Raw genomic sequence first — 26,594 nt, 5'->3', positions numbered from 1 at the left:
GACCTTCCTTTACCCATAAGCCCGCAGCCCTGGGTTAGTATTCATATTTTCATTAATAGTGGAGTCAGAGATGAGCGGCAACCACATCCGCGTCTGGGATATTTTCGTGCGCCTGTTTCACTGGCTGCTGGTCGCGGTGATCAGTTTTGCCTGGTGGACTGCTGAACAGGGCGGCGACTGGATGGAGTGGCATAAACGCTGCGGCTATACCGTACTGGGGCTGGTGATCTTCCGGGTGCTCTGGGGTTTTGCCGGTACGGCCTATGCCCGCTTCAGCCATTTTATCTATTCCCCGAAAGCCACGTTCGCTTACCTGGCGGCCATACTTAAAGGCCGTGAGCCGCTGTACCTGAGCCATAACCCGCTGGGTGGCTGGGCGGTCGTGGTGTTGCTGCTGTGGTGTACTTTACAGGCCGGCACAGGCTTATTTGCCAACGACGATATCCTTACCGAAGGGCCGCTGGTGCATCTGGTTGGCTACGATCTGAGTATTGAGATTACCCGCTGGCATAAGCTGCTGTTCGATGGCTTGCTGATCATCGTCGCAGTTCATATCGCTGCGGTGCTTTACCACCAGCTGCTGCGTAAAGAGCCGCTGCTGCAGGGCATGCTGACGGGCAATAAAGCGGCCGGTCATAGCCACAATCAGGCAGCCGACAGAGTGTCTGTGGCAGTAAGCGCTGGCTGGCTGTGGCTGAAAGGCCTTGCGCTGGCAGCGATTGCCGCCGCCAGCGTCTGGGGTCTGATCAGTCTTTAAACGACTCAGTCTTTGAACTTGTCGTGGCAGGACTTACAGGTCTTCGCCACGCTCATAAAGGCCGGGCGGATGGCGTTCATATCGCCGCTGGCGGCGGTTTCTGCCAGGGCTGCAGCGTTGGTTTCAAAGTCGGACATAATGCCGGCAAAGGTTTCCCAGTCTTTTTCAATCGCTGGTAAGGCATCGGTCGAGCCGCTGTAGCTGCCGTTGTAAGTACCGGCAATAAAACCTTCCAGTGGCATCTTGCTCAGCGCTGCCAGGTTATCCGCGCGGCGGGTAAATTCAGCCGCATTGAACTCCTGCTTGCCTTTCACCATGTCGCCCATCGGGCCGAAGTTCCACTTCACTGCCTTGTAGATACCCTGACGGTATTCCACGGCGTCAGATGCTTTTACTTCAGCCAGGGTTGCTGCACTGATGGCCATCAGTGTGGCAACGATTCCGGTACGTGTTATCAGGTTCATGCTTTTATCCTCTCAGCATTATCAGTTACCGCTGCAGTGTATCGGTCTGGCCGCCACAGGCTATAAACCATTACCAACCTTTACATTTCTATCAATAAGGGCATTAACCGGCCCGCGCAGCAACCGTCATTACCCCTTTTAATCAGCGCCATCAGCAGAACTCATTATCCGGGTGGTTATGCCCGCGCCTATGCTAAAGACTCAGGCTAAAGGCTCAGACTGACGGCTCAGGGCTAAATGCACCGCGTGGCATTCACCGGAGAAATAGAGGACATCACGAATATGATTAAACAAGCGTTTATCAGTGTTTTCGCCCAGTTAGGCGCTCAGGCAGCGGCCGATTCCTGAGTTTCAGGAGCGGCAGCATCGTCCTGCAGTAAGGTGGGGAGCAAAAAGGGCATCAGCGTCTGCGGCGCCACATCCAGCAGCAAACCCGGCAGGGTGACGGTGAGCGGTGGCAGCCAGCGTGGCGGGCTGTAAGCCAGTTCACATAACTGGCACTGCCCTTCACCGCCGTTACCCAGTCGCTCGGCCAGACTGTGTACGCTGCCCAGTACGATCAGAGCAAGACACAGAAGTAGCAGGGTGAAAGACGGGCGACGACGCATAGCACCTCCGCAGTGGTAACCGGTCAGAACAGAGCTAAAGAGAACGTCTGTTCAATCCAGCTTAGCCGCATGGATATTGAAGTGCACCTCAATCGCCCGCTGCACATCACGAATGGTCGGTGTTTTTTCGGTATGCACCAGAATAATCAGCGACTGAGCATGCACGTGATGATCACCGTCGGGATGGGTAACCACCTCACCGTCTTTGGTCACATACGCCAGCGGAGTACCCAGATTGGCCTGTACCACCGCATTCACCACATCGGCCCAGCGTTCGCCTTCCAGCCAGACCGGAAAACGCACCGGGTGATCGTCGGCATGGGTAAACATATCTTCAATCACCAGCTCCACGCCGGGTGCAACCATCGCCCGCACAATGATTTCCGGATAAGAGCGGATCGGGCGCAGCACGGTTTTAATCTGCAGCTTACGCAGTCTGGCGCGGTTGCTGTCTTCCACACACTCAACAATAGTGATGTGGCCCAGGTGCAGCTCAAACAGGCGGTAAGCAATATCGAAGGTGTAAGAATCACTGTCGGCGGAATATTCGTCACGCGCCAGTACCACAATATGGCTGGCACGCTCTGCCCCGGCACGTTTTAAATCCTCCGGGCGGCTGGCCAGGCCGGTGGTATGAACGACCCCCAGCTGACGCAGGCTGTCGGGCAGACCATCGGGGAAATCGTCATTCAGCAGCTGGATCGGCGTATCGCGGTATTCGTCGCTTTCACGAATCTGCATGATCATGCGCTGAAAATAGGCTTCGCGGTTATATTTGGGCGAATTAATAATGAGAATATGATCGGCCATGTTCCAGTCCCAGTGTCCGGTGCGGATACGTTCCCGCCGCGCAATGCGGAAATCCACATAATCGCTGATTAAAAAAGTCATAAGTGTGATGCCGCAGATAAACATCAGCAGCATGGTGGCGGCCTGACCGGCCGGGGTAGAGGCAGATACATCACCATAGCCCACAGTGGTCAGCGTGGTCATGGTCAGCCAGATGGCATGCCAGAGCGCCATCTCCTCCAGCCATACCATCGCCGCCACGTGCAGCGCCGCAAAGCCCAGCAGCACCAGCGCCGAGCGGATAACCGAGCGACGGATATTGGTATCGGTCTGATACACCGCATGCCGCACACGGCGGTGATGATGGATAAAACGGGTTACTTTATTCATGCCCGCATCATAGCCCGGCCCCAGCGCATCCCCAAGCCATCAGTACCTGAAAAATATGCCGTAATCCGCTACACTCGCGCTATTTCTTACCGCGAGAGTCAGCTTATGGGTTACCACATTTACGGCATCGGCAATGCACTGGTCGATAAAGAGTTTGAAGTCGGCGATGAGTTTTTCGCCAAGGCCGGTATTCAGAAAGGCATGATGACCTTAATCGATGAACAGCAACTGGCCAGCATGCTGGAAACCCTGAGCACGGATTACGGCCTGAAAAAACGCGCCTGTGGTGGCAGTGCTGCCAACACCATTATTGGTGCCAGTTATTTCGGTGCGAAAACCTTTTATACCTGTAACGTAGCCGCTGACGAAGCCGGTGATTTTTACGTGGCCGATTTAAAAGCTGCCGGTGTTGATACCAATATTGGCGGCGAGCGCGATCAGGGTGTAACCGGTAAGTGTCTGGTGATGGTAACGCCGGATGCCGAACGCACCATGAATACCTATCTGGGCATTACCAGCGACCTGCACGAAAAGCACATCCACGAAGATGCTCTCGCACAGTCGGATTATGTCTATATTGAAGGCTATCTGGTGACCTCCGACACCTCCCGCGCTGCGGCCGTACGCGTACGCGAACTGGCACGCAAACACGGGGTAAAAGTGGCGATGACCTTCTCCGATCCGGCGATGGTGCAGTTCTTTAAAGACGGCCTGCTGGAAATGCTCGGCGACGGCGTCGACCTGCTGTTCTGTAACGAACAGGAAGCCAAGCTGCTGGCCGATACCGACGACCTGAATATCGCTATCGACGTCATTAAGCAACACGCCAAAACCTTTGCCATTACCCTCGGTGCCGAAGGCGCACTGGCGTTCGATGGCGAAACCCTGCATAAAATTGCGCCGCACAGCGTAACCGCCGTCGACAGTAACGGTGCCGGCGATATGTTTGCCGGCGCTTTCCTTTATGCCATTACTCAGGACTATGGTTTTGATGTTGCCGGACGTCTGGCATCCGCCGCTTCGGCTCAGGTTGTCAGCCAGTTTGGTCCGCGTCTGGATGCTGAACAGCACGCGCCGTTAAAAGCGCATCTGCAGGGCTAGGGCCTTTACCTGATGTGGGCAGCCGATAAACACGGCCTGCCCGCTTCTCTTTCTGCAGTTCCTTATCCCCTGCGCCGACTCACCAGAAAACCGCCAGTCAATCCCGCCTACAGCGTTATCCAAACAGGATATACCCACAATGATCCGGCCTGCGCTATTGAAGATGCCAGCCGTCCACATAAAATCAAAAATAACTGGTGGCCCCGGAGCTGGGCTTGGTTATGCAGGATTGCTGGTGCTTGTATCATCGGGATAAGAGGGTTGGTGGTACTTTTTTGCGGGCAGTCGGGTCATCGGTTTCTTTTAACGCTATTCGATACTGGTGCTTAGATGAATATTGAAAACTATGAGGAACTCATTCTGGCTGCCATGAGCCAGCAGGAGCCACAACGCCTGCTGTTTGTTCTGGCAAAATCAGAGTTGCCCGAGGGATACACAGAAGAGCAGCAGGAACGCTTCGAAAATGGTGAAGGCGGTGTGCTCAGCCCGGTATTGTGCGTTGATAAACTTCCTGGCGAAGTGATGCACTTTCATGAGCTGGTCAACGAATCAGAAAAAACCGGACAACAGTGGGATGTGGCATTTATCAGTGCCATGTCTGGCCATGACGGCTTCCCGCCACAGCCGGAAGAGGCTGACCAGTACCTGCAGCTTATGGTGAATAAGATCAACGCCGGCATGATATCCGAATACCTGACGTTCAACCGTAGTGGTGAACTGATCGCCCTTTACTGATTTGCCCTTTGCTGATTTATAGCGACTTCTGGCTCTGTTTATGAATGCGGCTGATTAATTTCATAACCGGGGCCGGAATTCTCCCCATCAGCTCCAGACTGTCGATAAAGTTTTTCAGATACAGCCCGAGCTCGGTGTTACCTGTTATTAACAGCCGACGCTGGAAAAACAGCGTATCCGGATCCACTTCGTTATGCAGCATTTCCAGCAACGATTGCTGATCTGTGCGCAGAGTAACCTCTGAGATCTGCGCCGGGATCATCACTTTGATTCTTTTATCATAAGCCGTAACGGTAAATGAGAAGTTCAGATCACGGATATTAACCGTCGCCAGCTTGCGCTCAAGAAAATCAAGTTCTCCGGCAGACAGCTCTTTTCCAAGAAGATGATTAAGTGCAGATGCGATTACCTGCTCAAGAATAAAATCGGGCGTATAGCGGGTTATTTTCTCAGGTAGTTTTACCAGCCTGTCACCTGCGGCCCTATGAAATTTCCGGGAAAGCATAACGAACCTTCATACCCCAGCACCTGTATTTCCTCCAGAATAAAAAATTCTTAAGCCAATGGGCAAAGCCCATTAATGGGTAGTTCAAACCTACCTATTCGTGGGCTTAGCGGCGGTCACCTGATTTCATTAACATATCAATAGTGTCTTAGGTCCTATCATGGCGGAAATACTATGGAATTGCTTTGCCCTGCGGGAAGCCTTCCTGCCTTAAAAGCGGCAATAAACCAGGGTGCTGATGCGGTATATGTTGGCCTTCGGGGAGATACCAATGCCCGCCACTTCGCCGGCCTGAACCTGGCAGGTTCAGGGTTAGATGAAGCCGTTGCTTATACGCACAAACATGGACGGAAAATCCATGTTGCCATCAACACATTTGCGCATACAGACGGCTGGGAGCGCTGGCAGAAATCCGTTGATACCGCAGTAAGAGCCGGGGCCGATGTCCTGATACTTGCCGATATCTCACTGCTGGCATACGCACATGACCGTTATCCAAAAGTTGAAAAGCATCTGTCCGTTCAGGCTTCTGCAACCAATCCTGCCGCTATTGATTTTTACCGCAATCTGGGAATCTCCCGCGTGGTACTGCCGCGGGTATTATCGATGCAGCAGGTAAAATCATTAGCGCGGATTTCAGATATGCCGCTGGAGGTTTTTGCATTCGGCAGCCTCTGCATTATGGCTGAAGGCCGCTGCTATCTCAGCTCTTATATGACCGGTGAGTCACCGAATACTGCTGGCGTCTGCTCTCCGGCTGCCTATGTCCGCTGGGATGAGAAAGCAGACGGATCGCTGGAGTCGCGCCTCAACGGCGTCATGATTGATCGCTTTAATGCTGATGAAAATGCCGGCTATCCCACATTGTGCAAAGGACGCTTTCAGGTCGGAAACGATTTGTACAATGTGCTTGAAGAGCCAACAAGCCTGAATACTCTGGAACTGCTACCGGAATTATTCAATGAAGGCATTGCCTCGCTGAAAATCGAAGGGCGCCAGCGCAGCCCTGCCTACGTGGAAAAAATTACCCGGGTATGGCGCCAGGCAATTGATGCCGTTCAGGAAGATCCGCAACGATTCCGGGTAAAGGATGAATGGAATCAGGTTCTGAATTCATTATCGGAAGGCAGCCAGACCACACTTGGCGCTTACCACCGGAAATGGAAATAAATAATGAAATTTTCTCTCGGTGCAATTCAGTATTACTGGCCTAAAAATACCGTTCTGAAGTTTTATGACGGTGTGGCCGCCTCTGATATCGACATTGTTTATCTTGGCGAAACGGTCTGCAGCAAACGAAGGGAACTGAACTTACAGGATTATCTGGATATAGCATTTAAATTGCGGGAGGCAGGAAAGCAGGTCTGCCTGTCGACAATGACCCTGCTTGAGAGCCCGGCCTTACTGCGGGAAATGGCACGTTATATTGATAACGGTGAATTTGTTATTGAAGCCAATGATATTGGCGCCGTGCAGCTTGCACAGGAAAGAAACCTGCCGTTTATCGCCGGCCCGGCAATCAACTGTTACAACCAGCACACGCTGAAATATCTGGTAAATTCCGGCCTGAAACGCTGGGTAATGCCTGTGGAGCTTTCCCGTGACTGGCTGAAAACATTGCTCGAACAGGAAGTCGTGCGTGATATCCGCAGTTGCTTTGAAACAGAAGTGTTTGCTTTTGGTCATTTGCCTCTGGCCTGGTCAGCCCGCTGCTTTACTGCACGCTCAGAAGACCGGCAAAAGGATCAGTGCGAACTGTGCTGCATTAATTATCCCAAAGGCAGGGAGGTACACAGTCAGGATGGTAAACAGGTATTTGTCTTAAATGGTATCCAGACCCAGTCAGGCCAGCGTTACAACCTGATCAATGATTTACCTTCCATGCACCGGCTGGTCGATATTGTCCGCCTGAGTCCGGAACCGGAAGGCACCCTGGATTGGCTGGACCGTTTCCGGGAAAACATCCGCGGTAAGCATCCGGTCAAACTCGCAGCAGGAGACAGCAATGGTTATTGGAATCGCCTTGCCGGAATGCTGACGGTTGAAACCTGAGTCAGCACCTGTGCCAATATCTCAGAATGAGTATCTGGCATACCTATCTGGTGGGGGCGGAGTATCTCTGCAGCCGAATTGTTTTTGCCCTTAATTCTGTCATCGTAGCCTATTCTATATGGCTTAGTGGCAGGACTTTATATGCCGAATCTGACAGGCTGGAAGCCGGACGATACGGATTTCTGGAAAAATACAGGCAACCGTTATGTACGCCACCTGCCGGTTCTGCAATTAATTCTGTTACTTGCCGGTTCGTCCGTATGGATGGGCTGGTCAGTACTCTCGGCCCTGATGGCCGACAGCAGTTGGGGTTTCAGCCCGCAAGAGCTTTTTTCGCTGATTTATATCGCAGGCTTTTCTGGCGCAGCGCTGCGTCTGTGTGGCAGATTTCTGGTATTTCAGCTGGGTACCCGGGCCGTAATCTGGTCAGGAATTATTGGAATATGGATTTCGCTGATTGCCATATTCTGGGTCTTTAACGAATCAGACACACCTCTTTGGGCATTCAGAATAGCGGCAGCCTGCTGTGGCTTTGGTGCTGTTATCCTGCCCCAGATAACCAGCATCAACCGCTATATTTATCCGCGCCGTATGCGTTTTATTTCCCAGGAAATGCCCCTTGGACTGGGTGATGCCGGGCTGATTCTGATTATGGTAATGATCCCGACGATCATCTATTGGAATCCACCACTAAAAAATATTTTTACCGAATACGTTCTTATTCATGACAGCAGCAACCTGATCGGTATCATCCATGAAGGCCACGGGCTTTGGTTTCAGTGGTTAATACTTCCAATTGCCGGAATGTGTCTTTTTGCCGCCTGGCTGAACCGCTTTTCACCGGCAGTTAATATACAGAATATGATGCTGACCCGGTCGGCCGGTATCTCTTCCTGGGGGCGTTCCTGGTTACTGCTTCTGCTGGTCATATTGGCCAGCATCGGCATCCCCTATATGTCGAATAACAGCATGATTACCGGCGCCTTTCCTGCCGTCAGGGAAATGAGCATTTTTATCGTTATTTTCCTCGTGATTTTTGCCATGCAGAATCTTGCGGGCAATCAGATATTTGCAGAGCAGCAACTGAAAGCCCTGGCTAATCGTGAAGTCCATATACTGGCGCTGATGTACCTTATGGGCCATGGTTCTTTTCTTGGATTATCCGTCAGCCTGCCTCTTCTGACAGACCTGATCTTTTCCTATATTCCAACCGATGGTCATACCGGCAGCCGGATCAATCCCGCCGCCCCATCCATCCTGTCCTACTGCTGGATAGGCCCTCTGTTAGGGCTTTCGGCCAGAGCAGCGGGAAGCTGGATGTCTAAACACATCAATCCGGGAAAGATTCATCAGGTGGCACTGTTTGCGCTTTTTCTTAGTACCGTCGGCATGGCTCTGACCATAACATCAGCACTCTCTTCATCGAATCCGGAATTCTATTTCTTTCGTTTTTACATGATTACCCTGTTATTTTTCATTGCTTCTGGCATGTCATCCGGAAGCATTACCAGCCTGGCCATTAAGAAGATTCCTGCGAATTACGCCGACCACAGCCTGATATGGATAATCAGTATATCGTCCTTCGGGTTTTTCTATATTCCTGCATTGTTTGCTGATCACTGGCAAAGTGCCGGGCCGGCGGCGGTATTATCCGGCCTGTCTATTTTTTACCTGACAGGGATGATCATTAACTGGTTTTTTTACTGGCGAAAGGGAGAGGAATCACTCAGTTGAATGACAAGATACAGAATCAGGAATGAATATCGGGGATAATTTTACTTTCTATATGGTTTACCAGATCAAGCAGAACATCGTCGCCATACTCTTCATCCTGGCGTTTTTTTAAGCCATATTCAGAAAGCAACAGATGATGACTCTCGGTGACATCAATACTGTTAAGACTACGCTGTACGCAGCGCAGCGGACACCCATCAATTGCCAGAACCGGACGACCCGACTGAGCCAGCCGGATAATAGGTTTAACCTGGCCACCAATACCGGCTATACAGGACATTTCTGCTACACCTGAACGATCCAGATAAACCGCAATCCGGTTGGCAAGCTGTGCCACCTGAGAACAGCCAGAGCAAGAATAAACCAGTGGTTTTTCCGGATATTTCATAAGAATTCTCCACTGAAAAAAATCTGTATACCAGAGTTTGATTTCCAATAAACAGCTGCGTTTTTTAGTAAAAACGGGGATTAATTACGGGGAAGTTTTAATATATCACGCCGGATATTTTTTACTATCAATCTGTTCAGAAAAGATGTCGGTCTTATGCGGAAAAGGTGAGGAGCCTGTGAATAATCCGGTACGGATGTGATCCGTTATTCAGAGGCTCACTCTTTGGGTATCAGCCATAGAAAAGGCCATCCCCCTAGCAGGCTGTTGATTTTCTATCTGCGTTGCCACTGCAGTGTTAAAAACCGACTCAAAATTCTCATTTACGACCTGTAAACTGCGCTTTTTCGCCGGTTTTTGCCTTGCATTGACTACCTCGAAAACGAAAATAAACAACCTGACAAGCCTGTTACTTGGCTTTCTGCTGACTGTAATAGGCAGCAAGGTTAGCAATATCCTGATCACTCAGACCTTTTGCCATCGGCGCCATAATGGCTGCATTGCCTCCGGTTCTCTGGCCATCGCGATAAGCCTTGAGTGCATTTTCAAGATAGGTCGCATGCTGTCCGGCCAGTTTTGGATACATTGGAACCATGCTGTTACCATCAGCATTATGGCAGGCTGTGCAAATTCCTGATTTTGCCTGTCCGGCAGCTGCATCGCCGGCCGCCATGCTGGCAGAACTGAATGCCATAGTAACAATGGCGCTTGCCAGAAGTATTTTTTTCATCATCAATCTCCTTAAGGTTGCCCTGAGGCTTATAGCTGCCAGATGGCAGTCAATGTGACTGCAGAAATGGTTATGATTAACCACCCATACAGAATTCTTTGTAAGAAGAGCGGAGCCTGCTTCATCTCCATAAAATACCGGATGATCCAGATACCTTTTATCAGAGCTGCAAACCAGGCTGCAACCGCTAACAGAATCAGATGCTCCGGCTTGCGGAGAACAACAGCCAATGTCAGCAACAGCATTAACAACCACAAAGTCTTTAATGACGTTCCTGCCATACTGCTCATAGCATCATCCTGTTTCATCTTAGTACATAAAGCGCCGGGAAAAGAACGATCCACACCAGGTCAACCATATGCCAGTAAGAGGCTGCACTTTCCGCCGCTTTTAGTTTCTGCTCATCGTCCGAGTCTGTCTTTTTCAGCCAGCGGCCGAGAATAATAAGAATCATCATTCCGGCAAGCACATGGAGAAAATGAAAGAACGTCGTGAAAAAATAAAACCCGAAGAATATATCGTAGTGCAACGAGTACCCATTGCTATAGAGTGTTTGATATTCACTCACTTTACTAATGACATAGATCATTCCACAGCCGGATGCCGCGAAAAAATAACGCGCACAGCCATCGCCCTGAATGCGGAGCTTATTAACGCCTGTTGCCACCAGGTAACTGCCCGTCAGCAATGCCATCGTATTAATCACCCCGGCAGAAACATGCAGCTCCTGCAGGCCGGCCTGAAACATCTCAGGCTGCCGGAGGCGAACCAGAGAGAAGCCGGCGATCAGCAGGCCAAAAACAGCCAGTTCAGCACAAAGAAAAAACCACAGGGCAATATCGCCCGGGATCTTGTCTTTTCCGCTCAGAGTCAGCGGGCTGTTCATATGTTCAGTCCGGTCAGATTAAGATAGAGCTTCGGCAGTATCCGTGGCAGCTGATCGGCACGGTTAATACAGAAGTACCCCTGATGACCAAACACATAGGGAACATAATCAGCACTGTTCTGATCAATGGTGACACAGTGGGTTGTTACTCCTGCACGGTGAGCCTCGGTGATTGATACCCGGGTATCTTCAAGGCCATAACGACCTTCATACAGATCCAGATCATTAGGCTTACCGTCGGTCAGTATCAGCAGCAGGCGCTTTTCTGCCGGATGGTCATTAAGGATATCGGTTGCCTGGCGGATAGCCGCTCCCATGCGCGTGTAGTAGCCGGGCGTTAAGGCTTTAATCCGGCCATGAACATTTTCACCCCAGGGTTCGTTAAAGTTTTTGATCATATTAATCCGCACATGATCGCGCCGGCGTGATGAAAAGCCATACATAGAAAAGCGATCACCGCTGGCATCCAGTGCCTCCCCCAATAAATGCAGACTGTCGCGGATAACATCGATAACCTGCTTATCATTGTTGGCCCAGGCGTCGGTCGACAGCGACAGGTCAGCGAGAACAAGACAGGCCAGATCACGGTTCTGACGACGCTGCTGCCGCCATACCGGCGCCACGCTTTCGGCGTGTCCCTGCAGCCGGCTGGTGCAGTGATCAATCGCAGCATTTATATCCAGCTGCTGCCCCTGAACCTGCCGCCGCAGTTGCACCGGCTGAGTGTTAAAGCAGGCAAACTGCCGGCGCAGACGCTGCGCAGTTTGCTTAAGCTCATCCGGTAAAGGAGCTGGCTCAGCACCGCGCGGCAGCATCGGAATAACCCGGCAGTAGTCCTCACGTAAACGCTGCTGGCGGTAATCCCACTCCGGGTAAGACAGGCCGGAGCCCAGTGGGATGTCATCCTCCGCCGCACTGGGCAGATCCAGATCGAGACGTATTTTTGAAGCCTGACTGCCACGGGTCCGCGATAGCGTAATCAGATCAAGATCTTCTGCTATTTTTCCGGCATCCGCGTCATCAGCATCATCTGCGGTACGGTCAACAGGAATAAATTCCGACCACGACAATAAGCTTTCCAGACGAAATAACAGCAGGCCATTACGGCCATCAGGATCATCGGCAAATTCGGCCTGGCGGCGGATATTTGCCGTGCTTTTCTGTTGCACCTCAGACGCTGCGGGCTCCTGTACATCGCCGCGGTGCTGAAGCGGAGCCAGATTTCTGCCCGGATATAACCACAGGGGCACAGGATCAGGATCTCCCGGCCCGTCAGGCAGCGCAGTCACAGATCCCGGCTCCTTCAGAGCAGCACGTAATGCCATCTCTCTGGGCAAAGCCGCAGCACTGAGCGTCAGCCGCAAATCTCTCTGTTGCAGCTCGGCCTCAACCAGACGCCGGTAGACAGGGACCAGACCGGGATAGCGTTGCAAACAATGCTGCACGCTATGCTGATTATCAACAAACCACGGGGCAGAGCCGGCAGCTGCCGGAAGCGTGCAGGATGCCAATGCCGCCAGCCACAGATACAGGTCAGCATTCAGCGTCCGCTGCGGATAAAAGTCGATATGATCCGGCAGATATAAATGATCCTGATCGCGCCACGCCAGCGCCTGACGCAGGCCGGAACCTGCCACCTTCTGCAACCACGAGCGCGACGCTTTAACCCGTTGCTCAGCAGCAACCGAGAGACGCAACCCGGCATCGCCGCCCAGCGCCCTGAATATCATCGCCAGTATTTTCTGTTCATCGCTGAGCAACACCGCCGCATCCGGATAAGTACGGACAGCCACGCGGGTAATAAAATGATGCCAGCGGATACCAACAGCTTCTTCCATCGCAGTTACTCCTGTTCCCGGGCAATAATTACTGGTAATTGCCGCTCATACTGTCTGGCATCATCGCCACTGGCCCAATACAGCAGTGATCCGGCAGGATTGTGTTTTTGCACTTCAGCACAGGTATCAATACAGAGCCTGCATTGAGTGCAGGTAATCTTCCGCTGCTTATGTGCTCTTGGCGGCAGGCGCATAGGACAGACCTGATCACAGGCATGACAGTCACGGCAGTCTTTTCCCCGCTCTTTGCGGTAACCAATCACCAGGCCACGCGGATTGGCCGCCCAGATCAGACTCTGAAAAATTCCGACTGCGCATCCATACCGGCAGAACCAGTGACGTGCCAGCGTAAATTCGATAAAAAATAATACCGTTGCCGCACACAGAAAAATCAGCGGATATGTATCAACCTGCAGCCGGAAAATACCCTGCCATAAAGGCAGCGGAGGAATCAGATAACTGAGCAGAGAAACCGCCCATAAAAAAGAACAGGCCAGAATCCAGAAAAAAAGTACCGTTCTGGAACCAGGGCGCGCCCCGCTGCTGCTCTTTTCCCACAATGAACGCCTGCCAAGCCAGTAATGCATTTTATTGTCCAGCCACTCCAGAACAGAAAAATGCGGGCACAACCAGCCGCAGTAAATTCGTCCCCAGCGCCAGACAAAAACAATAAGTACGATGACCGTCAGCAGGACGGGCAGCGCCAGACGCCAGAATAATTGTGAAAATACTGAAGCAGCACTCTGACCAGCAGCAGGTGCAAGCTCCAGCGTCCAGTCATAACCCAAAAAAATAAAATGGCCGAGCGTCAGATCCAGACGAAAAATATCCAGAACCGGCGCCAGCAGAAATAATAAAAAAAATACGCTGCGGCTGATCAGGCGGTAGCGTTGCACCCCTGAATTCATCAGCCTGTCTTCCTGGCCGCTGCCCGAAGGCAGCGGCTGTGATCTTTGCATATATTCAGGCACTGACAGGTAAAGCAGGTGCATCAGCCTGAGTACGGCTGGCGACAACAAAACTGTATAAGTACAGCATCACGCCACCACCAAAAGCGATACCAGCAACCAGACGCGCCCAATAAATAGGAACAATCAGGTCTTGTGTCGCCATATAGCCCAGAGCAATGCCATCAGCCGGCATACGCTGCTGCATCACCTGAATAATACCCGCCGCAGTCAGCAGCAGAGTAATCATCAGCATGGATACACACATGACCCAGATGGAGGCAATTTCCACTTTCTGCGCCTGCAGACTGTTACTTAAACGTCCCTGCAACTGTGGCCATGCGTAAGAGATAATCGCCAGCACAATCATCACGTAAGCGCCAAAGAATGCCAGGTGACCATGAGCGGCCGTAATCTGAGAGCCGTGGGTGTAATAATTTACCGGCGCCAGAGTATGCAGGAATCCCCAAACGCCCGCACCAAGGAAAGCCATAATGGTACAGCCGGCAGCCCAGGTAACGGCGGCTTTGTTAGGGTGTTCGCGGCGGCGCTGTTTAATCATGCTGAAAGCGAACACCATCATCATGAAGAAAGGTAACGGCTCGACGGCAGAGAAAACCGATCCGATCCATAACCAGTATTCCGGAGCGCCGATAAAGAAATAATGGTGGCCGGTGCCAAGAATGCCGCTGATCAGAGCCATCGCAATAATCAGGTACAACCATTTTTCCACAACCTCACGATCCACACCGGTGGTTTTGATCAGAATAAAGGCGAGGATACTGCCGAGAATCAGCTCCCACACACCTTCAACCCACAGGTGCACAACCCACCACCAGAAATACTTATCCAGAGTCAGTGATGCCGGATTATAAAAAGAGAACAGGAAGAACACGGCCAGACCGAGAAGACCGGTGATCAGCACCATGTTAATCACGGTTTTACGGCCACGCAGAATAGTCATACCAACGTTAAACAAGAATCCGAGTGCAACAATAACAATACCTATTTTGGTAATAGTTGGCTGTTCCAGAAATTCCCGCCCCATGGTTGGCAGAATATTGTTGTATGTAATCTCCGCCAGCGTTGCATAGGGAACCGATAAATAACCAACAATGGTCAGGGTGCCGGCAATGGCATAAGCCCAGAACAGTATCCAGGCCAGTTTCGGGCTATACAACTCACACTGAGTTTCTTCAGGTACAAGATAGTAAGTCGCGCCCATAAAACCACAGAGCAGCCAGACGATCAGAAGATTGGTGTGCACCATACGGGCAACGTTAAAAGGGATTTCCGGAAACAGGAAATCACCGATGATGTACTGCGTGCCAAGAATCAGACCGAAGACAATCTGACCGACAAACAGCAACATGGCAAAGGCAAAGTACGGTTTTGCAACCGCCTGGCTTTGATATTTCATGATGTTTGATCCTTGAATAATTAAATTGAAATGGTCGTCATGCATCAGCCTTCGATATTTGGTGGCCAATCGTTGGTGTCGATGCGGGAAGTCCAGATCAGGAATTCAGCTAAATCGTTAATCTCCTGCTCTTTTAAATGGAACTGTGGCATTTGGCGGCGTCCTTCAACACCGGTAGGCATTGCCTTCATCCAGGCAGAAAAATACGCCTTGAATACCTGCTCATTTTCCATCCCGCGGCGCTGAAAAACGTTCCCCAGCTCGGGAGCAAAATAGGCCCCCTCTCCCAGCAATGAATGACAGCCGACGCAGTTATTTTTTTCCCAGATTTCTTTGCCATGTGCGACTTCAGCGGTGAGCAGTTCACGATTCTCACGCTTCGGCAGCACCGTAACGGTATCAACCGTCAGAGCAACAAAGAGGAGGAAAAAGAATGCGCCCCCACCGTAGTAAATATTCCGGGCCATGCCCTTAGTGAAACGTTCTGACATAAAATGTCTCCTCGCGGTTATAAAAAGACGGCTCATTCACCAACTGGCATAAGAGCGCGGATAATCTGGCGAACAGCTTGCTGGGTGGCGGGCTCGTCACTCAGGGTTTCAGTCAGAGCCGCTTCCGTTGCGATTTCTGCCGGCAACCCGCTGCGGATCAGACGGGCACAATGAATCAGAAGGCGGGTAGAAGGAGACTCCTCAAGATCGGCGTCATTAAGCTTGCGCAGAGCAGCAGCAACCGCACACAGACGCTGCGCAGTCTGCAGATCGATACCACTTTCCTGCATAACGATCCGGGCTTCCTGCTGTTCATCCGGGTAGTTAAAACCGATGCTGACAAAGCGCTGGCGGGTACTGGGTTTAAGCCCTTTCATCAGGTTGCGGTAACCCGGGTTATAAGACATAACCAGCATAAAACCCGGCGCGGCATGAAGCTGCTCTCCGGTGCCATCAAGCGGCAGAATGCGTCTGTCATCGGTGAGGGGGTGAATAACAACCGTTGTATCCTTGCGGGCCTCAATAACCTCGTCCAGATAACAGATTGCCCCTTCGCGCACAGCGCGCGTCAGCGGGCCGTCCTGCCAGAACGTGCCGTCGTTACCGATCAGGTAGCGGCCAATCAGATCGGCAGCGGTCAGATCATCATGACAGGCAACGGTATAGAGCGGGCGCTTCAGCTGCTCCGCCATATGCTCAATAAAACGTGTTTTACCGCAGCCGGTAGGGCCTTTAATCAGAACAGGAAGCTGATTACGGCTGGCGTGCAGGAAGAGTTCAACCTCACTTCCCTGCGGCTGATAAAAGTGCAGCCGTGAGTCCGCTGGCGACACAGCAGGAGCATTCATATGCCGATCCTATGGGTAACTTTACGGTGCTAATGCTGTCCTTTAGCAAAGAGGTCATAAATACCAAACAATAGAGATCGATATACCCACATATAGGTACTCTTCCTTAAAACAGGCAAAATATACCTCTTCAACCAACTATCAGAAACAAAACCGAATGAAGGCAAGCTATTGTTTATTAAGGATTTTAATTTAAAAATCAGAACCAAAAATCTAAAAATGGTTATTTATTCAACCTAAATGGTTAAATATACCCAAGTATAAAAAATACCAACTCAAGTCAATTTTATAGCCGGGATAAGGCAGTCGTTATTATATTTTTGACCTGAATCAGTTTTTTATCCGCACATCTGGTTGAGCATGCAATTCCATTCAGGAATTAATGGATTTCGGCATGACACGCAAACCTCCGGGTCTCCTCAGCCTGTTATTTGTATTGCCTATGGCATCCCCCGCCCTGCCATCCCGGGCCGATAACACAGCCACAAGCCTGCCACTGATGGTGGTTTCCGCAACCGGCTACCGCCAACAGGCACTGATGAGCCCGGCAGCCATTACCGTGCTGGAACAGGAGCAACTGAATCAGCAACCGGTATCCGACCTCGCCGAAGTACTGCGTGATATTCCCGGCATAGCCATTGTCGACTCCGGGGTTCCCGGCATGAAACGTCTGTCATTGCGGGGGGAAAGCGCCCGCCGTGTGCTGGTAAAAATTAATGGCCAGCCGCTGGCCGACCATTCCAATTACGGCACGCCATTACTGATCGATATTAATATGATCGAACGTGTCGAAGTCGTTCGTGGCCCATCCTCTGTTGTACATGGCGGCAATGCTCTCGGCGGTGTCATTAATATCATCACCCGCCAGGCATCTGCCGGTGAGCAGGAAGCTATTTTCAGCTCCGGATATTACTCAGCAACCCGCGGACAACGCGTTTCTGCCGGCGTACTGGCTGCCCGGCAAGGGCTGGATATGCGCCTGCAGGCCAGCCGCACATCCCATCAGGATCGCCGTCTGGCTGATGGCACACTGGAGAATTCCGATTCTCTGCAGCGCTCAGTCTCAGCAGAGCTGGGTTACAGCCAGGCACAACACCATATCAGCTGGCAGGGCGACTATTTCAAACAATATGCCAGCGCCTGGGTGGAACCCGACTCGGGTATTGATTATCTGCGCTTTCCGGAGCGCAACTCTCTCCGTCATGCGCTGAATTATGAATACTTTCAGGATCACGGCAGCCTGCAAAAAATTAATGCCCGGATGTATCAGCATAATGGCCGGCGCATTATGGAAAATGCGATCAGCAGTCAGACACCCGTGGTGGCTGTAAATGTTGATAATTTCTCCGATGATGATCTGCTGACCAGTGGTGGCCAGTTAAGTACAGAAGCCCGCTGGCTGGGAAATAACCTGACGGTAGCTGGTATGGATTATCAGAGCGACCGCCTGGATACAGACAAGCGCTCGCAAACAACACTGCGTATGCTGACTCTGCCGGTTCCGCCAACCGTGACAGAAAAAACATCCGCGCAACAAGCGGAACAAAACCAGTGGTCAGCATTTTTACAGCAACAGATTGTATTAACCGCAGATGCTGAGGCACACGCCGGTCTGCGTTATTACCGCATTAATTCACGCCTGACCGACAGCACAGAGCGCTCTGACAGCGATAACCATGATGATGAAATGGTTGGCTCCGTATCCATGGTCTGGCGCGCCACTCCGGCCTCGGCATTACGCATCAACCTTGCTCAGGGATATTCCTACCCCAGCGTCACCCAGCAATTTGCCGTTACCGCCGGTGGCAGCAATGTGCATTTTGGCAACCCGGATTTAACCGCAGAAAAAGCAACCACTCTGGAATTCGGATTCCGCCTCGACAACAAGCAGTGGCTGCTTGACCTCGCGCTGTATTACAACCGCGCACGTGACTTTATCGACCGCGAAGCCCTGACTGCGGCTCCGCCTGAATACACCACAACCACCACAGCATCACAGTCTCTCTGGCGCTGGGTCAACATCAATAAAGCCAAAAGCTACGGTCTGGAACTGGCCGTTTCCCGTCAGCTTAAAACGCTCCGCCCTTACGCCAACATTACCGTACAACGCCGGGAGCTCGATTTCGCCAGCGGTGAAGACACCTGGAACAGCGGCCTGCCCGAATACCAGCTGCAGTCCGGAGTGCAATGGTCAGCCCTGCCAAATACACAGCTGGATATCTTTCTGCGCTCTTACGGTGATGCCCGGCGGGATGACGAAAATGGCGTAAAGACCGCACACAGCGGTGGCTACGCAGAATTCAATATCGCCATGCAGTATCAGCCGGTTAACAACCTGATGCTGACCGCTGCGGTTAATAACCTGACCAATCAAAGCTACCAGAACCCTGAAGAATTACCGGCTGCCGGACGTGCGCTCAATGCCGAAATGCATTGGCGTTTCTGATGACAACCAGACGACCTGAAACTGGGATATATGAGAGAGGAACGATCATGAAATACTGGAAACATCCACTTTGCCTGGCCATTGCCGCGCTCAGCTTAGCGGTTCACGCGGTACCCAACCCGGAAAATGCAGCATCGGCTTATCAGGGCGAAGCGTCTGCTATCGACCCGGCATCGGCTAAAGTTGTGCGCTCACCCGGCGCACCGGATCTGACTGAGGCAGAATTTGAAAAAGCCAAGAAGATTTATTTTCAGCGCTGTGCCGGCTGTCACGGCGTACTGCGTAAAGGCGCAACCGGCAAGCCACTGACACCAGATATTACTCAGCAAAAAGGCCAGGCTTACCTCGAAGCACTGATTGGTTATGGCTCGCCGGCCGGTATGCCAAACTGGGGATCATCCGGTCAGTTTTCGCCGGAAGAAGTCACCCTGATGGCCAAGTACGTTATGCATGAACCACCAACACCTCCTGAGTGGGGCATGAAAGAAATGCTGAATACCTGGGAGGTATTTGTTAAACCTGAAGACCGCCCGAAAAAACAGATGAATGATCTTAATCTGGATAATCTGTTTTCTGTCACACTGCGGGACGACGGTAAAATTGCATTGATCGATGGTGACACCAAAAAAATCGTAAAAACCATCGAAACCGGATACGCCGTGCATATCTCCCGCATTTCGGCCTCGGGCCGTTACCTGCTGGTTATTGGTCGCGATGCCCGGATCGATATGATTGATTTATGGATGAAATCACCTGGCAAAGTTGCTGAAATCAAAATCGGCATCGAAGCCCGCTCGGTAGAAACATCCAAATACGAAGGCTACGAAGATAAATACGCCATTGCCGGTGCTTACTGGCCGCCGCAATACACCATTATGGATGGCGAAACCCTGGAACCGCTCAAAATTGTTTCGACCCGTGGCATGACCGTCGATAAGCAGGAATACCATCCGGAGCCCCGCGTTGCTGCGATTATCGCGTCACATGAACATCCGGAATTTATCGTTAATATTAAAGAAACCGGTAAGGTACAGCTGGTTAACTATCAGGATGTCGATAACCTGACCGTTACCACCATTGGCACCGCTCCGTTCCTGCACGATGGTGGCTGGGATGTAACCCATCGCTACTTTATGACTGCGGCAAACCAGTCGAATAAAATTGCCGTGATTGACTCCAAAGAGCGGAAAATGACTGCACTGGTTGATGTGGGCAAAATTCCTCATCCGGGACGTGGCGCTAACTTTGTGCATCCGGAATTTGGTCCGGTCTGGGTAACCAGCCACCTGGGCGATGAAACCATCTCTCTGATCGGTACCGATCCTGAAAACCATCCGGATCATGCCTGGAAAGTTGTGCAGACTCTGAAAGGACAAGGTGGCGGTTCTCTGTTTATCAAAACACACCCAAAATCGAACCACCTTTACCTGGATACCACCTTTAACCCGGATGCTAAAGTCAGCCAGTCTGTGGCGGTATTCGACATTAAAAATCTGGCAAAAGGCTACACTGTTCTGCCGATTGCTGAGTGGTCCGGAATAAAAGAAGGAGCCAAACGGATTGTTCAGCCGGAATACAATGCCGCTGGTAACGAAGTCTGGTTCTCAGTCTGGAACGGCCAGGAAGAACCGTCTGCGATTGTGGTGGTTGATGACAAAACACTGAAACTGAAAAAGGTAATTAAGGATAAACGCCTGATTACCCCAACCGGTAAATTCAATGTGAAAAACACTCAGCACGATATCTACTGATCATCGTCTGCTGAGCAGAAAAGCGGCACATTATGTGCCGCTTTTTCTTTTTTCAGGTGCGGAAAATTCAGCCGGATGATGCTCATCAGCATGAGAGCTCAGAGGAAACTTCTGCTCCAGAAGTTCAAGCTCAGGCCGGTGCAGCCAGGCAATCCGACCCGCCAGTTCATCACCGGCAGGCAGCAAATGTATTTCTATGCAGCGCTTATCGGTTATCGATTCACGCCGCTCTACCAGACCCAGCTCACAACAGCGGTCGACCAGCATCACCGTACCATGATGTTTTGCCTGAAGTTTTTCCGACAATTCACTGATCGTGGCCCACTCCCGTCCGGAAAAGCCTTTCAGATGCAGCAATAAAAGATACTGCAATGAAGTCAGACCATGGGCTTTGCAGATATTTTCACTGTGGCGCTGGAAGATACGCAGGCGATAGCGGAAATCCGAAAGGCTCTGATAATCCTGCTTATTCAATTTATCCATAAAGAATCTGATCCTCAGACAGCTTCAGCAATACGGCCCGATATGCTTGCCACCGGATTAAAGGTGATCTAAACCATATATATCATAGCATGATGTATATGGAGGTAATTATGAACCTGTCAGAACTGATAATGCCCTGGTCAGCGAAAGGCTGGGAAAAAATGCAGTCGATGAATATCTCCATACCGGCTCTGGCCTGGAAGCTGGTTCTGCCACTGTCTTTCCTGCCGCCGGTTCTGCTCTATTATGCCGGAACCCATTACGACAACAGCTACATTCAGAACTTCCCGGAAAAAAACTGGCATTTTATTACCACCACATTTTTCCTCGCAGAATTACTGACCTTTTTTGTAATGGGATGGCTTATTCACTCGGTACTGGAAAGCCACGATCTGGCCATTAACTATCACGACGCCTACTTACTGGCGGCTATTGCCCCCATTCCTATGTGGCTGTCTTCTCTGGGATTACTTATTCCTTCCGCTTTAATTACCAGCATTTTTGCAGGTGTCGGATTAGTCGCTTCTTGTGTCATTCTCTACCTTGGAACCAGCGCGCTCTGTCACCGCAATACGGATGATGTGGTCAGCATGTCTGCAACCTATACGATAATGTCTGCCGCATTTCTCGCCTGGATTATGCTGATGGTTATCGTCTGGGCTTATTAAGGCACCTCTGAATAGTTCAGTGCCCGCTTCGGCTTACTGAAAAAGTCCAGCTCGCTGCTGAAAATATATCTGCAGTTTTAATTGGCATTTTGCGCCATGCCATTCCATCGACACGGAAAATTTTCCTTATCTCTTAATCTGTCAGGCTGTTTTTGCAAAGGCTGGCCCAGACTGTCCAGACAACCGGTTTATACCTCCCCTGTAACCTCTGATTTTATGCGCCAAAAAATATTTAATGGCGGGTGACAGGGGTTATTGATTAAAAACACAAAAAATTGACCTGAGTCCTTCAACCTACCTCCGATGGGGTATGTTGGCTGTGTCCGGTGACTGCGACAATTTGACGCATTAGCCAGACTGATGCTCACTCCAGACATCAGGCTGACGCTGAATAGGAATTGTATGATGTCAGCACCTGACAGCCCCCTGAAACATTATTTATGGCCTTTTTTTGTCCTGATGTTTTTTGTCCTCAGTATTTCCGTAGCAGCGGTTCCGGAAGTGGCAGCCTCAGAAAACGGTGGACACAAAGCAGAAAACCGACAGCAGAAACGCCTGCAGGCTCATAAGCCCTCCGATAAATCAGAAGACACCGCACAGCAACGCCTCCGCCTTATTCTGCCTGAGGCGACAGAGATATCGTCTCCCGAAGGTGATTTCGGTATCCGGACCATCAAAGGAAATGACCGTTTACTGGGCTATATGTTTGAAACAATCAACGTAGCCAATATTCCTGCCTACTCCGGCAAGCCGATTAATATGCAGGTTATCCTCAGTCCTGAGGCCGTTATTCTTGATGCCTGGCTGCTGGAACACCACGAGCCAATTCTGCTGGTCGGTATTCCGGAACAGAAGCTGGTTGATTTTGGCGTAGCCTATCAGGGCATCAGGGCTGATCAGCGCGTCGTGGTTGGCAGCACCAATGATGAAAACGCCGTGACCGTCGATGCCATCACCGGTGCCACCGTTACCGTGATGGTTGTGAACGAAATCATCATGAAGGCCACTCACACAGTCGCCGCATCATTGGGACTGGTCGAAGCGCAACTGTCACAGAAACAGAAACCCGCCAATATTCTGCCGGAGGTTTACAGTAACGCCGGCTGGCAGCAGCTGACCGGAGACGGCTCCATCCGTCGTATGCACCTGTTACGCTCCCAGGTGGACGAATCATTCAGGGGCACCGACGCCGAGCAGGTGGGAAAAGCCACAGCGGATCAGCTTAACGATACCTTTATTGATCTGTATGTTGCCTATCTGAACGCGCCAACTATTGGCCGCAACCTGTTGGGTGACAGTCAATACCGTTTCCTAATGGAAGAGCTGAAACCCGGCGAGCACGCCATTGCTGTGCTGGCCAACGGCATGTTCTCATTTAAAGGATCAGGCTATGTGCGCGGCGGTATTTTTGACCGCATCCAGCTGCGTCAGTTTGGTGATGTTATCTCCTTCCGCGATCTGGACCAGCAACGTCTGTACGATGTCATGGCCGACGGCGCACCGGAGTTTAAAGAAAAATCGCTGTTTATTATCCGTGACAAAAGCCATTTTGACCCTGGCACTGACTGGACCTTTGAGTTACTGGTGCGCCGCCAGACAGGCCCGGTGGATGGCGTATTCACCAGTTTCGAACTGGGTTATCAACTGCCCCAAACCTACTTCGAACGGCCAGCATTAACAGCCGAAGAACTGGCTGCCATTGAAGAAGCCAACCGCCCTCTGTGGCTGAATATCTGGTATCAGAAGAGTTTCCAGATCGGAGTTCTGATAACTGCCCTGGGTGTTTTGCTGGTGATTTTATTCCTGCAGGATTATTTCACCAGCAAGCCTGCATTTCTGCACTGGCTGCGCCGGGGTTATCTGTTATTTACCGTGTTCTTTATTGGCTGGTATTGCCTCGGCCAGCTGTCGGTTGTCAACGTACTGACCTTTGTTCATTCACTGATGCAGGGCTTCCGCTGGGAGCTGTTTCTCAGTGATCCCGTTATATTTATTCTCTGGGCATTTACAGCAGCCACCATCCTGCTCTGGGGACGGGGAGTATTCTGCGGCTGGCTGTGTCCGTTCGGTGCTCTGCAGGAGCTGATTAACGAAGCCGCCCGTAAATTAAAAATCCGCCAGTATGAATTGCCCTTTGCTTTGCACGAACGCTTATGGGCCGTTAAATACATTATTTTATTGGGTTTATTCGGGCTGTCTCTGGAGTCACTTTCTACCGCAGAACGATACGCCGAAGTGGAACCCTTTAAAACCGCCATCATGCTCAAATTCAGCCGTGAATGGGGCTTTGTTTTCTACGCTGTGTTGTTGCTGGTTATTAATATTTTTACGCGCAAAGTCTACTGCCGTTATATCTGTCCTCTGGGTGCTGCCCTGGCAATACCAAGTAAAGCCCGCCTGTTCGACTGGCTGAAACGCCGCAAAGAATGTGGCCAGCCCTGCCAGCTCTGCGCCAATGAATGCGAGATACAGGCCATTCATCCCGATGGTCATATTAATCACAACGAATGCCACTACTGCCTCGATTGCCAGATGACATATCACAACGATCATAAATGTCCGCCACTGGTTGCTAAACGTAAAAAACAGCAAAGAAATAAACCCGTTCCACAGCGTATCCCGGTGGTACAGATGGATCCGCAAAACTGAAGAAGCCAATCTTGTTCAAGGAGATAGACCATGACAGATGACAGCAATAAAAATGTACCCGGAAAAGAAAAAACCGGACTAAGCCGCCGCGGATTTCTCGGTGCCAGTGCTCTGACGGGTGCCGGTGCGGCACTGGTCGGCGCAGCCGGCCTGGGTTCTGCAGTAATGAGCCGTGAGGCCTTTGCCGCAGCCGCTCAGGACGCCAAGAAGAAATACCATGTAGAGCCAGGTGAACTGGACGATTACATCGGCTTCTGGAGTGGTGGTCATCAGGGCGAAGTGCGCGTACTGGGTATTCCATCCATGCGCGAACTGATGCGGATTCCGGTATTTAATATCGACTCGGCTACCGGCTGGGGCATCACCAACGAAAGTAAGGCGATAATGGGCGATAGTGCGAAGTTCCTGAATGGTGACTGTCACCATCCGCACATCTCCATGAAAGATGGCAAATACGATGGCAAATACGTTTTTATCAACGATAAAGCCAACAGCCGTGTAGCCCGTATCCGCCTGGACATTATGAAGTGTGACAAAATGCTGACCGTGCCTAATGTTCAGGCGATCCACGGACTGCGTCTGCAGAAAGCACCGTACACCAAGTATGTATTTGCTAATGCTGAATTTGTTATGCCACATCCGAACGATGGCAAACATTTCGATTTGCAGGCCGATTACAGCTACACCATGTTTAACGTCATTGACGCAGAAAGCATGGAAATGGCATTTCAGATTATGGTTGATGGTAACCTGGACAACTGTGATGCCGACTACACAGGTCGCTTTGCTGCTTCCACCTGTTACAACTCAGAAAAAGCCTATGATCTGGGCGGCATGATGCGTAATGAGCGTGACTGGGTTGTGGTATTTGATATCCAGGCTGCAGAAAAAGCGGTTAAAGCCGGTAAATTCACCACAGTTGGCGACTCTAAAGTGCCGGTGCTGGATGGCCGTAAAAAAGGCGACAAAGACAGCCAGTTTACCCGTTATATTCCTGTGCCGAAAAACCCGCATGGCTGTAACACCTCATCCGATGGCAAGTACTTTATTGCCAACGGCAAGCTGTCACCAACCGTATCCATGATCGAAATTGCCAGACTGCCAGACCTGTTTAACGGCAAAATCAAAGATCCGCGTGACACCATTGCTGCAGAACCGGAACTGGGCCTTGGACCGCTGCACACTACCTTCGATGGTCGTGGCAATGCCTACACCACACTGTTTATCGACAGTCAGGTCGTGAAGTGGAATATGGCCGATGCGGTACGTGCCTATAAAGGTGAAAAGGTTAACTACATCAAGCAGAAACTGGATGTGCAGTATCAGCCTGGTCACATTCATGCCTCGCTGTGCGAAACCAGTGAAGCTGATGGCCAGTGGCTGGTTGCTTTGTGCAAGTTCTCCAAAGACCGTTTCCTGCAGGTTGGCCCACTGCACCCGGAAAACGATCAGCTGATCGATATTTCCGGTGAAGAAATGAAACTGGTGCACGATGGCCCAACCTTCGCAGAACCGCATGACTGCACCATGGCACGCCGTGATCAGATCCGTACCCGGAAAATCTGGAAACGGGATGATCCTTTCTTTGCCGGCACCACCGCCATGGCGAAAAAGGATGGAATCAATCTGGAAACCGACAACAAGGTTATCCGTGATGGTAATAAAGTCCGGGTTTACATGACCTCGGTAGCGCCAGCCTATGGCATTAACGAGTTCAAGGTAAAACAGGGCGATGAGGTTACCGTAATCATCACCAACCTGGACCAGATCGAAGACGTTACCCACGGTTTCTGTATGGTGAACCATGGTGTCTCCATGGAAATCAGCCCACAGCAAACTGCGTCAGTTACCTTTGTGGCCGACAAAGTGGGTATGCACTGGTACTACTGCAACTGGTTCTGCCATGCTCTGCAT

Annotated in this window: 25 protein-coding genes; 11 read left to right on the top strand and 14 right to left on the bottom strand. The window is 51.1% G+C overall.

Annotated elements, in window-relative coordinates:
• The first annotated feature begins 70 nt into the window (after positions 1 to 70).
• Positions 71 to 757: a cytochrome b/b6 domain-containing protein gene (locus LGT44_RS16115; RefSeq protein WP_230330990.1), complete on the top strand. Its 687-nt coding sequence runs from the start codon at positions 71 to 73 to the stop codon at positions 755 to 757.
• A gap of 5 nt (positions 758 to 762) precedes the next feature.
• Here LGT44_RS16115 and LGT44_RS16110 read toward each other — a convergent pair whose 3' ends face one another.
• The 3 genes from LGT44_RS16110 to LGT44_RS16100 all read right to left on the bottom strand — a co-directional run bounded on the left by LGT44_RS16110 (position 763) and on the right by LGT44_RS16100 (position 3,008).
• On the bottom strand, positions 763 to 1,221 hold the full coding sequence (locus LGT44_RS16110) for a c-type cytochrome (protein ID WP_230330989.1): 459 nt from the start codon (positions 1,219 to 1,221) through the stop codon (positions 763 to 765).
• 326 nt (positions 1,222 to 1,547) lie between these two features.
• Positions 1,548 to 1,829: a hypothetical protein gene (locus LGT44_RS16105; protein WP_230330988.1), complete on the bottom strand. Its 282-nt coding sequence runs from the start codon at positions 1,827 to 1,829 to the stop codon at positions 1,548 to 1,550.
• Positions 1,830 to 1,880: 51 nt separating this feature from the next.
• Positions 1,881 to 3,008, bottom strand: a complete 1,128-nt coding sequence (locus LGT44_RS16100) for a potassium channel family protein (RefSeq protein WP_145468040.1) — start codon at positions 3,006 to 3,008, stop codon at positions 1,881 to 1,883.
• Positions 3,009 to 3,113: 105 nt separating this feature from the next.
• On the opposite strand from LGT44_RS16100, the gene LGT44_RS16095 reads away from it, so the two are divergent.
• The gene (locus tag LGT44_RS16095; RefSeq protein WP_145468038.1) at positions 3,114 to 4,109 is read left to right on the top strand and encodes an adenosine kinase; all 996 of its coding nucleotides are present in this window, start codon (positions 3,114 to 3,116) and stop codon (positions 4,107 to 4,109) included.
• Positions 4,110 to 4,439: 330 nt separating this feature from the next.
• Positions 4,440 to 4,844, top strand: coding sequence for a ribonucleotide reductase subunit alpha (locus LGT44_RS16090; RefSeq protein WP_230330987.1), 405 nt, complete (start codon positions 4,440 to 4,442; stop codon positions 4,842 to 4,844).
• 16 nt (positions 4,845 to 4,860) lie between these two features.
• Here LGT44_RS16090 and ubiT read toward each other — a convergent pair whose 3' ends face one another.
• Complete coding sequence (gene ubiT / locus LGT44_RS16085) at positions 4,861 to 5,349, bottom strand: ubiquinone anaerobic biosynthesis accessory factor UbiT (protein WP_145468035.1); 489 nt, start codon at positions 5,347 to 5,349, stop codon at positions 4,861 to 4,863.
• Between the two features lie 174 nt (positions 5,350 to 5,523).
• Between ubiT and ubiU the strand changes: the two genes are divergently transcribed.
• From ubiU to LGT44_RS16070, 3 genes are all read left to right on the top strand, one after another.
• Positions 5,524 to 6,519 (top strand): ubiquinone anaerobic biosynthesis protein UbiU, encoded by a 996-nt coding sequence (gene ubiU, locus LGT44_RS16080; protein WP_145468033.1) that lies wholly within the window; start codon positions 5,524 to 5,526, stop codon positions 6,517 to 6,519.
• Positions 6,520 to 6,522: 3 nt separating this feature from the next.
• Positions 6,523 to 7,401, top strand: a complete 879-nt coding sequence (locus LGT44_RS16075) for a U32 family peptidase (RefSeq protein ID WP_145468031.1) — start codon at positions 6,523 to 6,525, stop codon at positions 7,399 to 7,401.
• Positions 7,402 to 7,992: 591 nt separating this feature from the next.
• On the top strand, positions 7,993 to 9,135 hold the full coding sequence (locus LGT44_RS16070) for a hypothetical protein (RefSeq protein WP_230330986.1): 1,143 nt from the start codon (positions 7,993 to 7,995) through the stop codon (positions 9,133 to 9,135).
• Between the two features lie 16 nt (positions 9,136 to 9,151).
• Here the strand turns inward: LGT44_RS16070 and LGT44_RS16065 are convergent, their stop codons facing one another.
• From LGT44_RS16065 to LGT44_RS16025, 9 genes are all read right to left on the bottom strand, one after another.
• Positions 9,152 to 9,523 (bottom strand): putative zinc-binding protein, encoded by a 372-nt coding sequence (locus LGT44_RS16065; RefSeq protein WP_268866498.1) that lies wholly within the window; start codon positions 9,521 to 9,523, stop codon positions 9,152 to 9,154.
• 409 nt (positions 9,524 to 9,932) lie between these two features.
• Positions 9,933 to 10,253 carry a c-type cytochrome gene (locus LGT44_RS16060; protein ID WP_230330985.1) on the bottom strand — a complete coding sequence of 107 codons (321 nt, stop codon included), beginning with the start codon at positions 10,251 to 10,253 and terminating at the stop codon, positions 9,933 to 9,935.
• A 29-nt stretch (positions 10,254 to 10,282) separates the two neighbouring features.
• Positions 10,283 to 10,543, bottom strand: coding sequence for a cytochrome C oxidase subunit IV family protein (locus LGT44_RS16055; protein ID WP_145468023.1), 261 nt, complete (start codon positions 10,541 to 10,543; stop codon positions 10,283 to 10,285).
• Positions 10,544 to 10,557: 14 nt separating this feature from the next.
• On the bottom strand, positions 10,558 to 11,139 hold the full coding sequence (locus LGT44_RS16050; protein ID WP_230330984.1) for a cytochrome c oxidase subunit 3: 582 nt from the start codon (positions 11,137 to 11,139) through the stop codon (positions 10,558 to 10,560).
• Positions 11,136 to 12,977, bottom strand: a complete 1,842-nt coding sequence (locus LGT44_RS16045; protein WP_230330983.1) for a nitric oxide reductase activation protein NorD — start codon at positions 12,975 to 12,977, stop codon at positions 11,136 to 11,138. Before LGT44_RS16045 ends, LGT44_RS16050 begins: the two co-directional genes overlap by 4 nt.
• Before the next feature lie 5 nt (positions 12,978 to 12,982).
• Positions 12,983 to 13,885, bottom strand: a complete 903-nt coding sequence (locus LGT44_RS16040; RefSeq protein ID WP_230330982.1) for a 4Fe-4S binding protein — start codon at positions 13,883 to 13,885, stop codon at positions 12,983 to 12,985.
• A gap of 55 nt (positions 13,886 to 13,940) precedes the next feature.
• Complete coding sequence (locus tag LGT44_RS16035; RefSeq protein WP_145468016.1) at positions 13,941 to 15,344, bottom strand: cbb3-type cytochrome c oxidase subunit I; 1,404 nt, start codon at positions 15,342 to 15,344, stop codon at positions 13,941 to 13,943.
• A gap of 44 nt (positions 15,345 to 15,388) precedes the next feature.
• Positions 15,389 to 15,835 (bottom strand): c-type cytochrome, encoded by a 447-nt coding sequence (locus LGT44_RS16030; protein ID WP_145468014.1) that lies wholly within the window; start codon positions 15,833 to 15,835, stop codon positions 15,389 to 15,391.
• A gap of 32 nt (positions 15,836 to 15,867) precedes the next feature.
• Entirely contained in the window at positions 15,868 to 16,683 is an 816-nt protein-coding gene (locus tag LGT44_RS16025) for a CbbQ/NirQ/NorQ/GpvN family protein (protein WP_230330981.1), read from the bottom strand.
• Between the two features lie 394 nt (positions 16,684 to 17,077).
• Here LGT44_RS16025 and LGT44_RS16020 point away from each other — a divergent pair, with 394 nt between their 5' ends.
• Together LGT44_RS16020 and LGT44_RS16015 are read left to right on the top strand one after the other, a co-directional pair.
• Positions 17,078 to 19,129, top strand: coding sequence for a TonB-dependent receptor plug domain-containing protein (locus LGT44_RS16020; RefSeq protein WP_230330980.1), 2,052 nt, complete (start codon positions 17,078 to 17,080; stop codon positions 19,127 to 19,129).
• A gap of 47 nt (positions 19,130 to 19,176) precedes the next feature.
• Complete coding sequence (locus LGT44_RS16015) at positions 19,177 to 20,880, top strand: nitrite reductase (RefSeq protein ID WP_145468010.1); 1,704 nt, start codon at positions 19,177 to 19,179, stop codon at positions 20,878 to 20,880.
• 30 nt (positions 20,881 to 20,910) lie between these two features.
• Here the strand turns inward: LGT44_RS16015 and LGT44_RS16010 are convergent, their stop codons facing one another.
• On the bottom strand, positions 20,911 to 21,363 hold the full coding sequence (locus tag LGT44_RS16010; protein WP_230330979.1) for a MarR family winged helix-turn-helix transcriptional regulator: 453 nt from the start codon (positions 21,361 to 21,363) through the stop codon (positions 20,911 to 20,913).
• A 110-nt stretch (positions 21,364 to 21,473) separates the two neighbouring features.
• Between LGT44_RS16010 and LGT44_RS16005 the strand changes: the two genes are divergently transcribed.
• The 3 genes from LGT44_RS16005 to nosZ form a co-directional block, all read left to right on the top strand.
• Positions 21,474 to 22,031, top strand: coding sequence for a Yip1 family protein (locus tag LGT44_RS16005; protein ID WP_230330978.1), 558 nt, complete (start codon positions 21,474 to 21,476; stop codon positions 22,029 to 22,031).
• Positions 22,032 to 22,433: 402 nt separating this feature from the next.
• Positions 22,434 to 24,680 carry a transcriptional regulator NosR gene (nosR, locus tag LGT44_RS16000; RefSeq protein ID WP_230330977.1) on the top strand — a complete coding sequence of 749 codons (2,247 nt, stop codon included), beginning with the start codon at positions 22,434 to 22,436 and terminating at the stop codon, positions 24,678 to 24,680.
• A gap of 30 nt (positions 24,681 to 24,710) precedes the next feature.
• The coding region (gene nosZ, locus LGT44_RS15995; RefSeq protein ID WP_230333652.1) for a TAT-dependent nitrous-oxide reductase at positions 24,711 to 26,594 on the top strand (1,884 nt) is incomplete at its 3' end.

The sequence above is a fragment of the Thalassolituus alkanivorans genome (assembly GCF_020447205.1).
GTDB classification, from domain to species: domain Bacteria; phylum Pseudomonadota; class Gammaproteobacteria; order Pseudomonadales; family Oceanobacteraceae; genus Venatoribacter; species Venatoribacter alkanivorans.
Note: the sequence above shows the minus strand (reverse complement) of the source record. Positions and strands in the feature narration are given on the sequence as shown.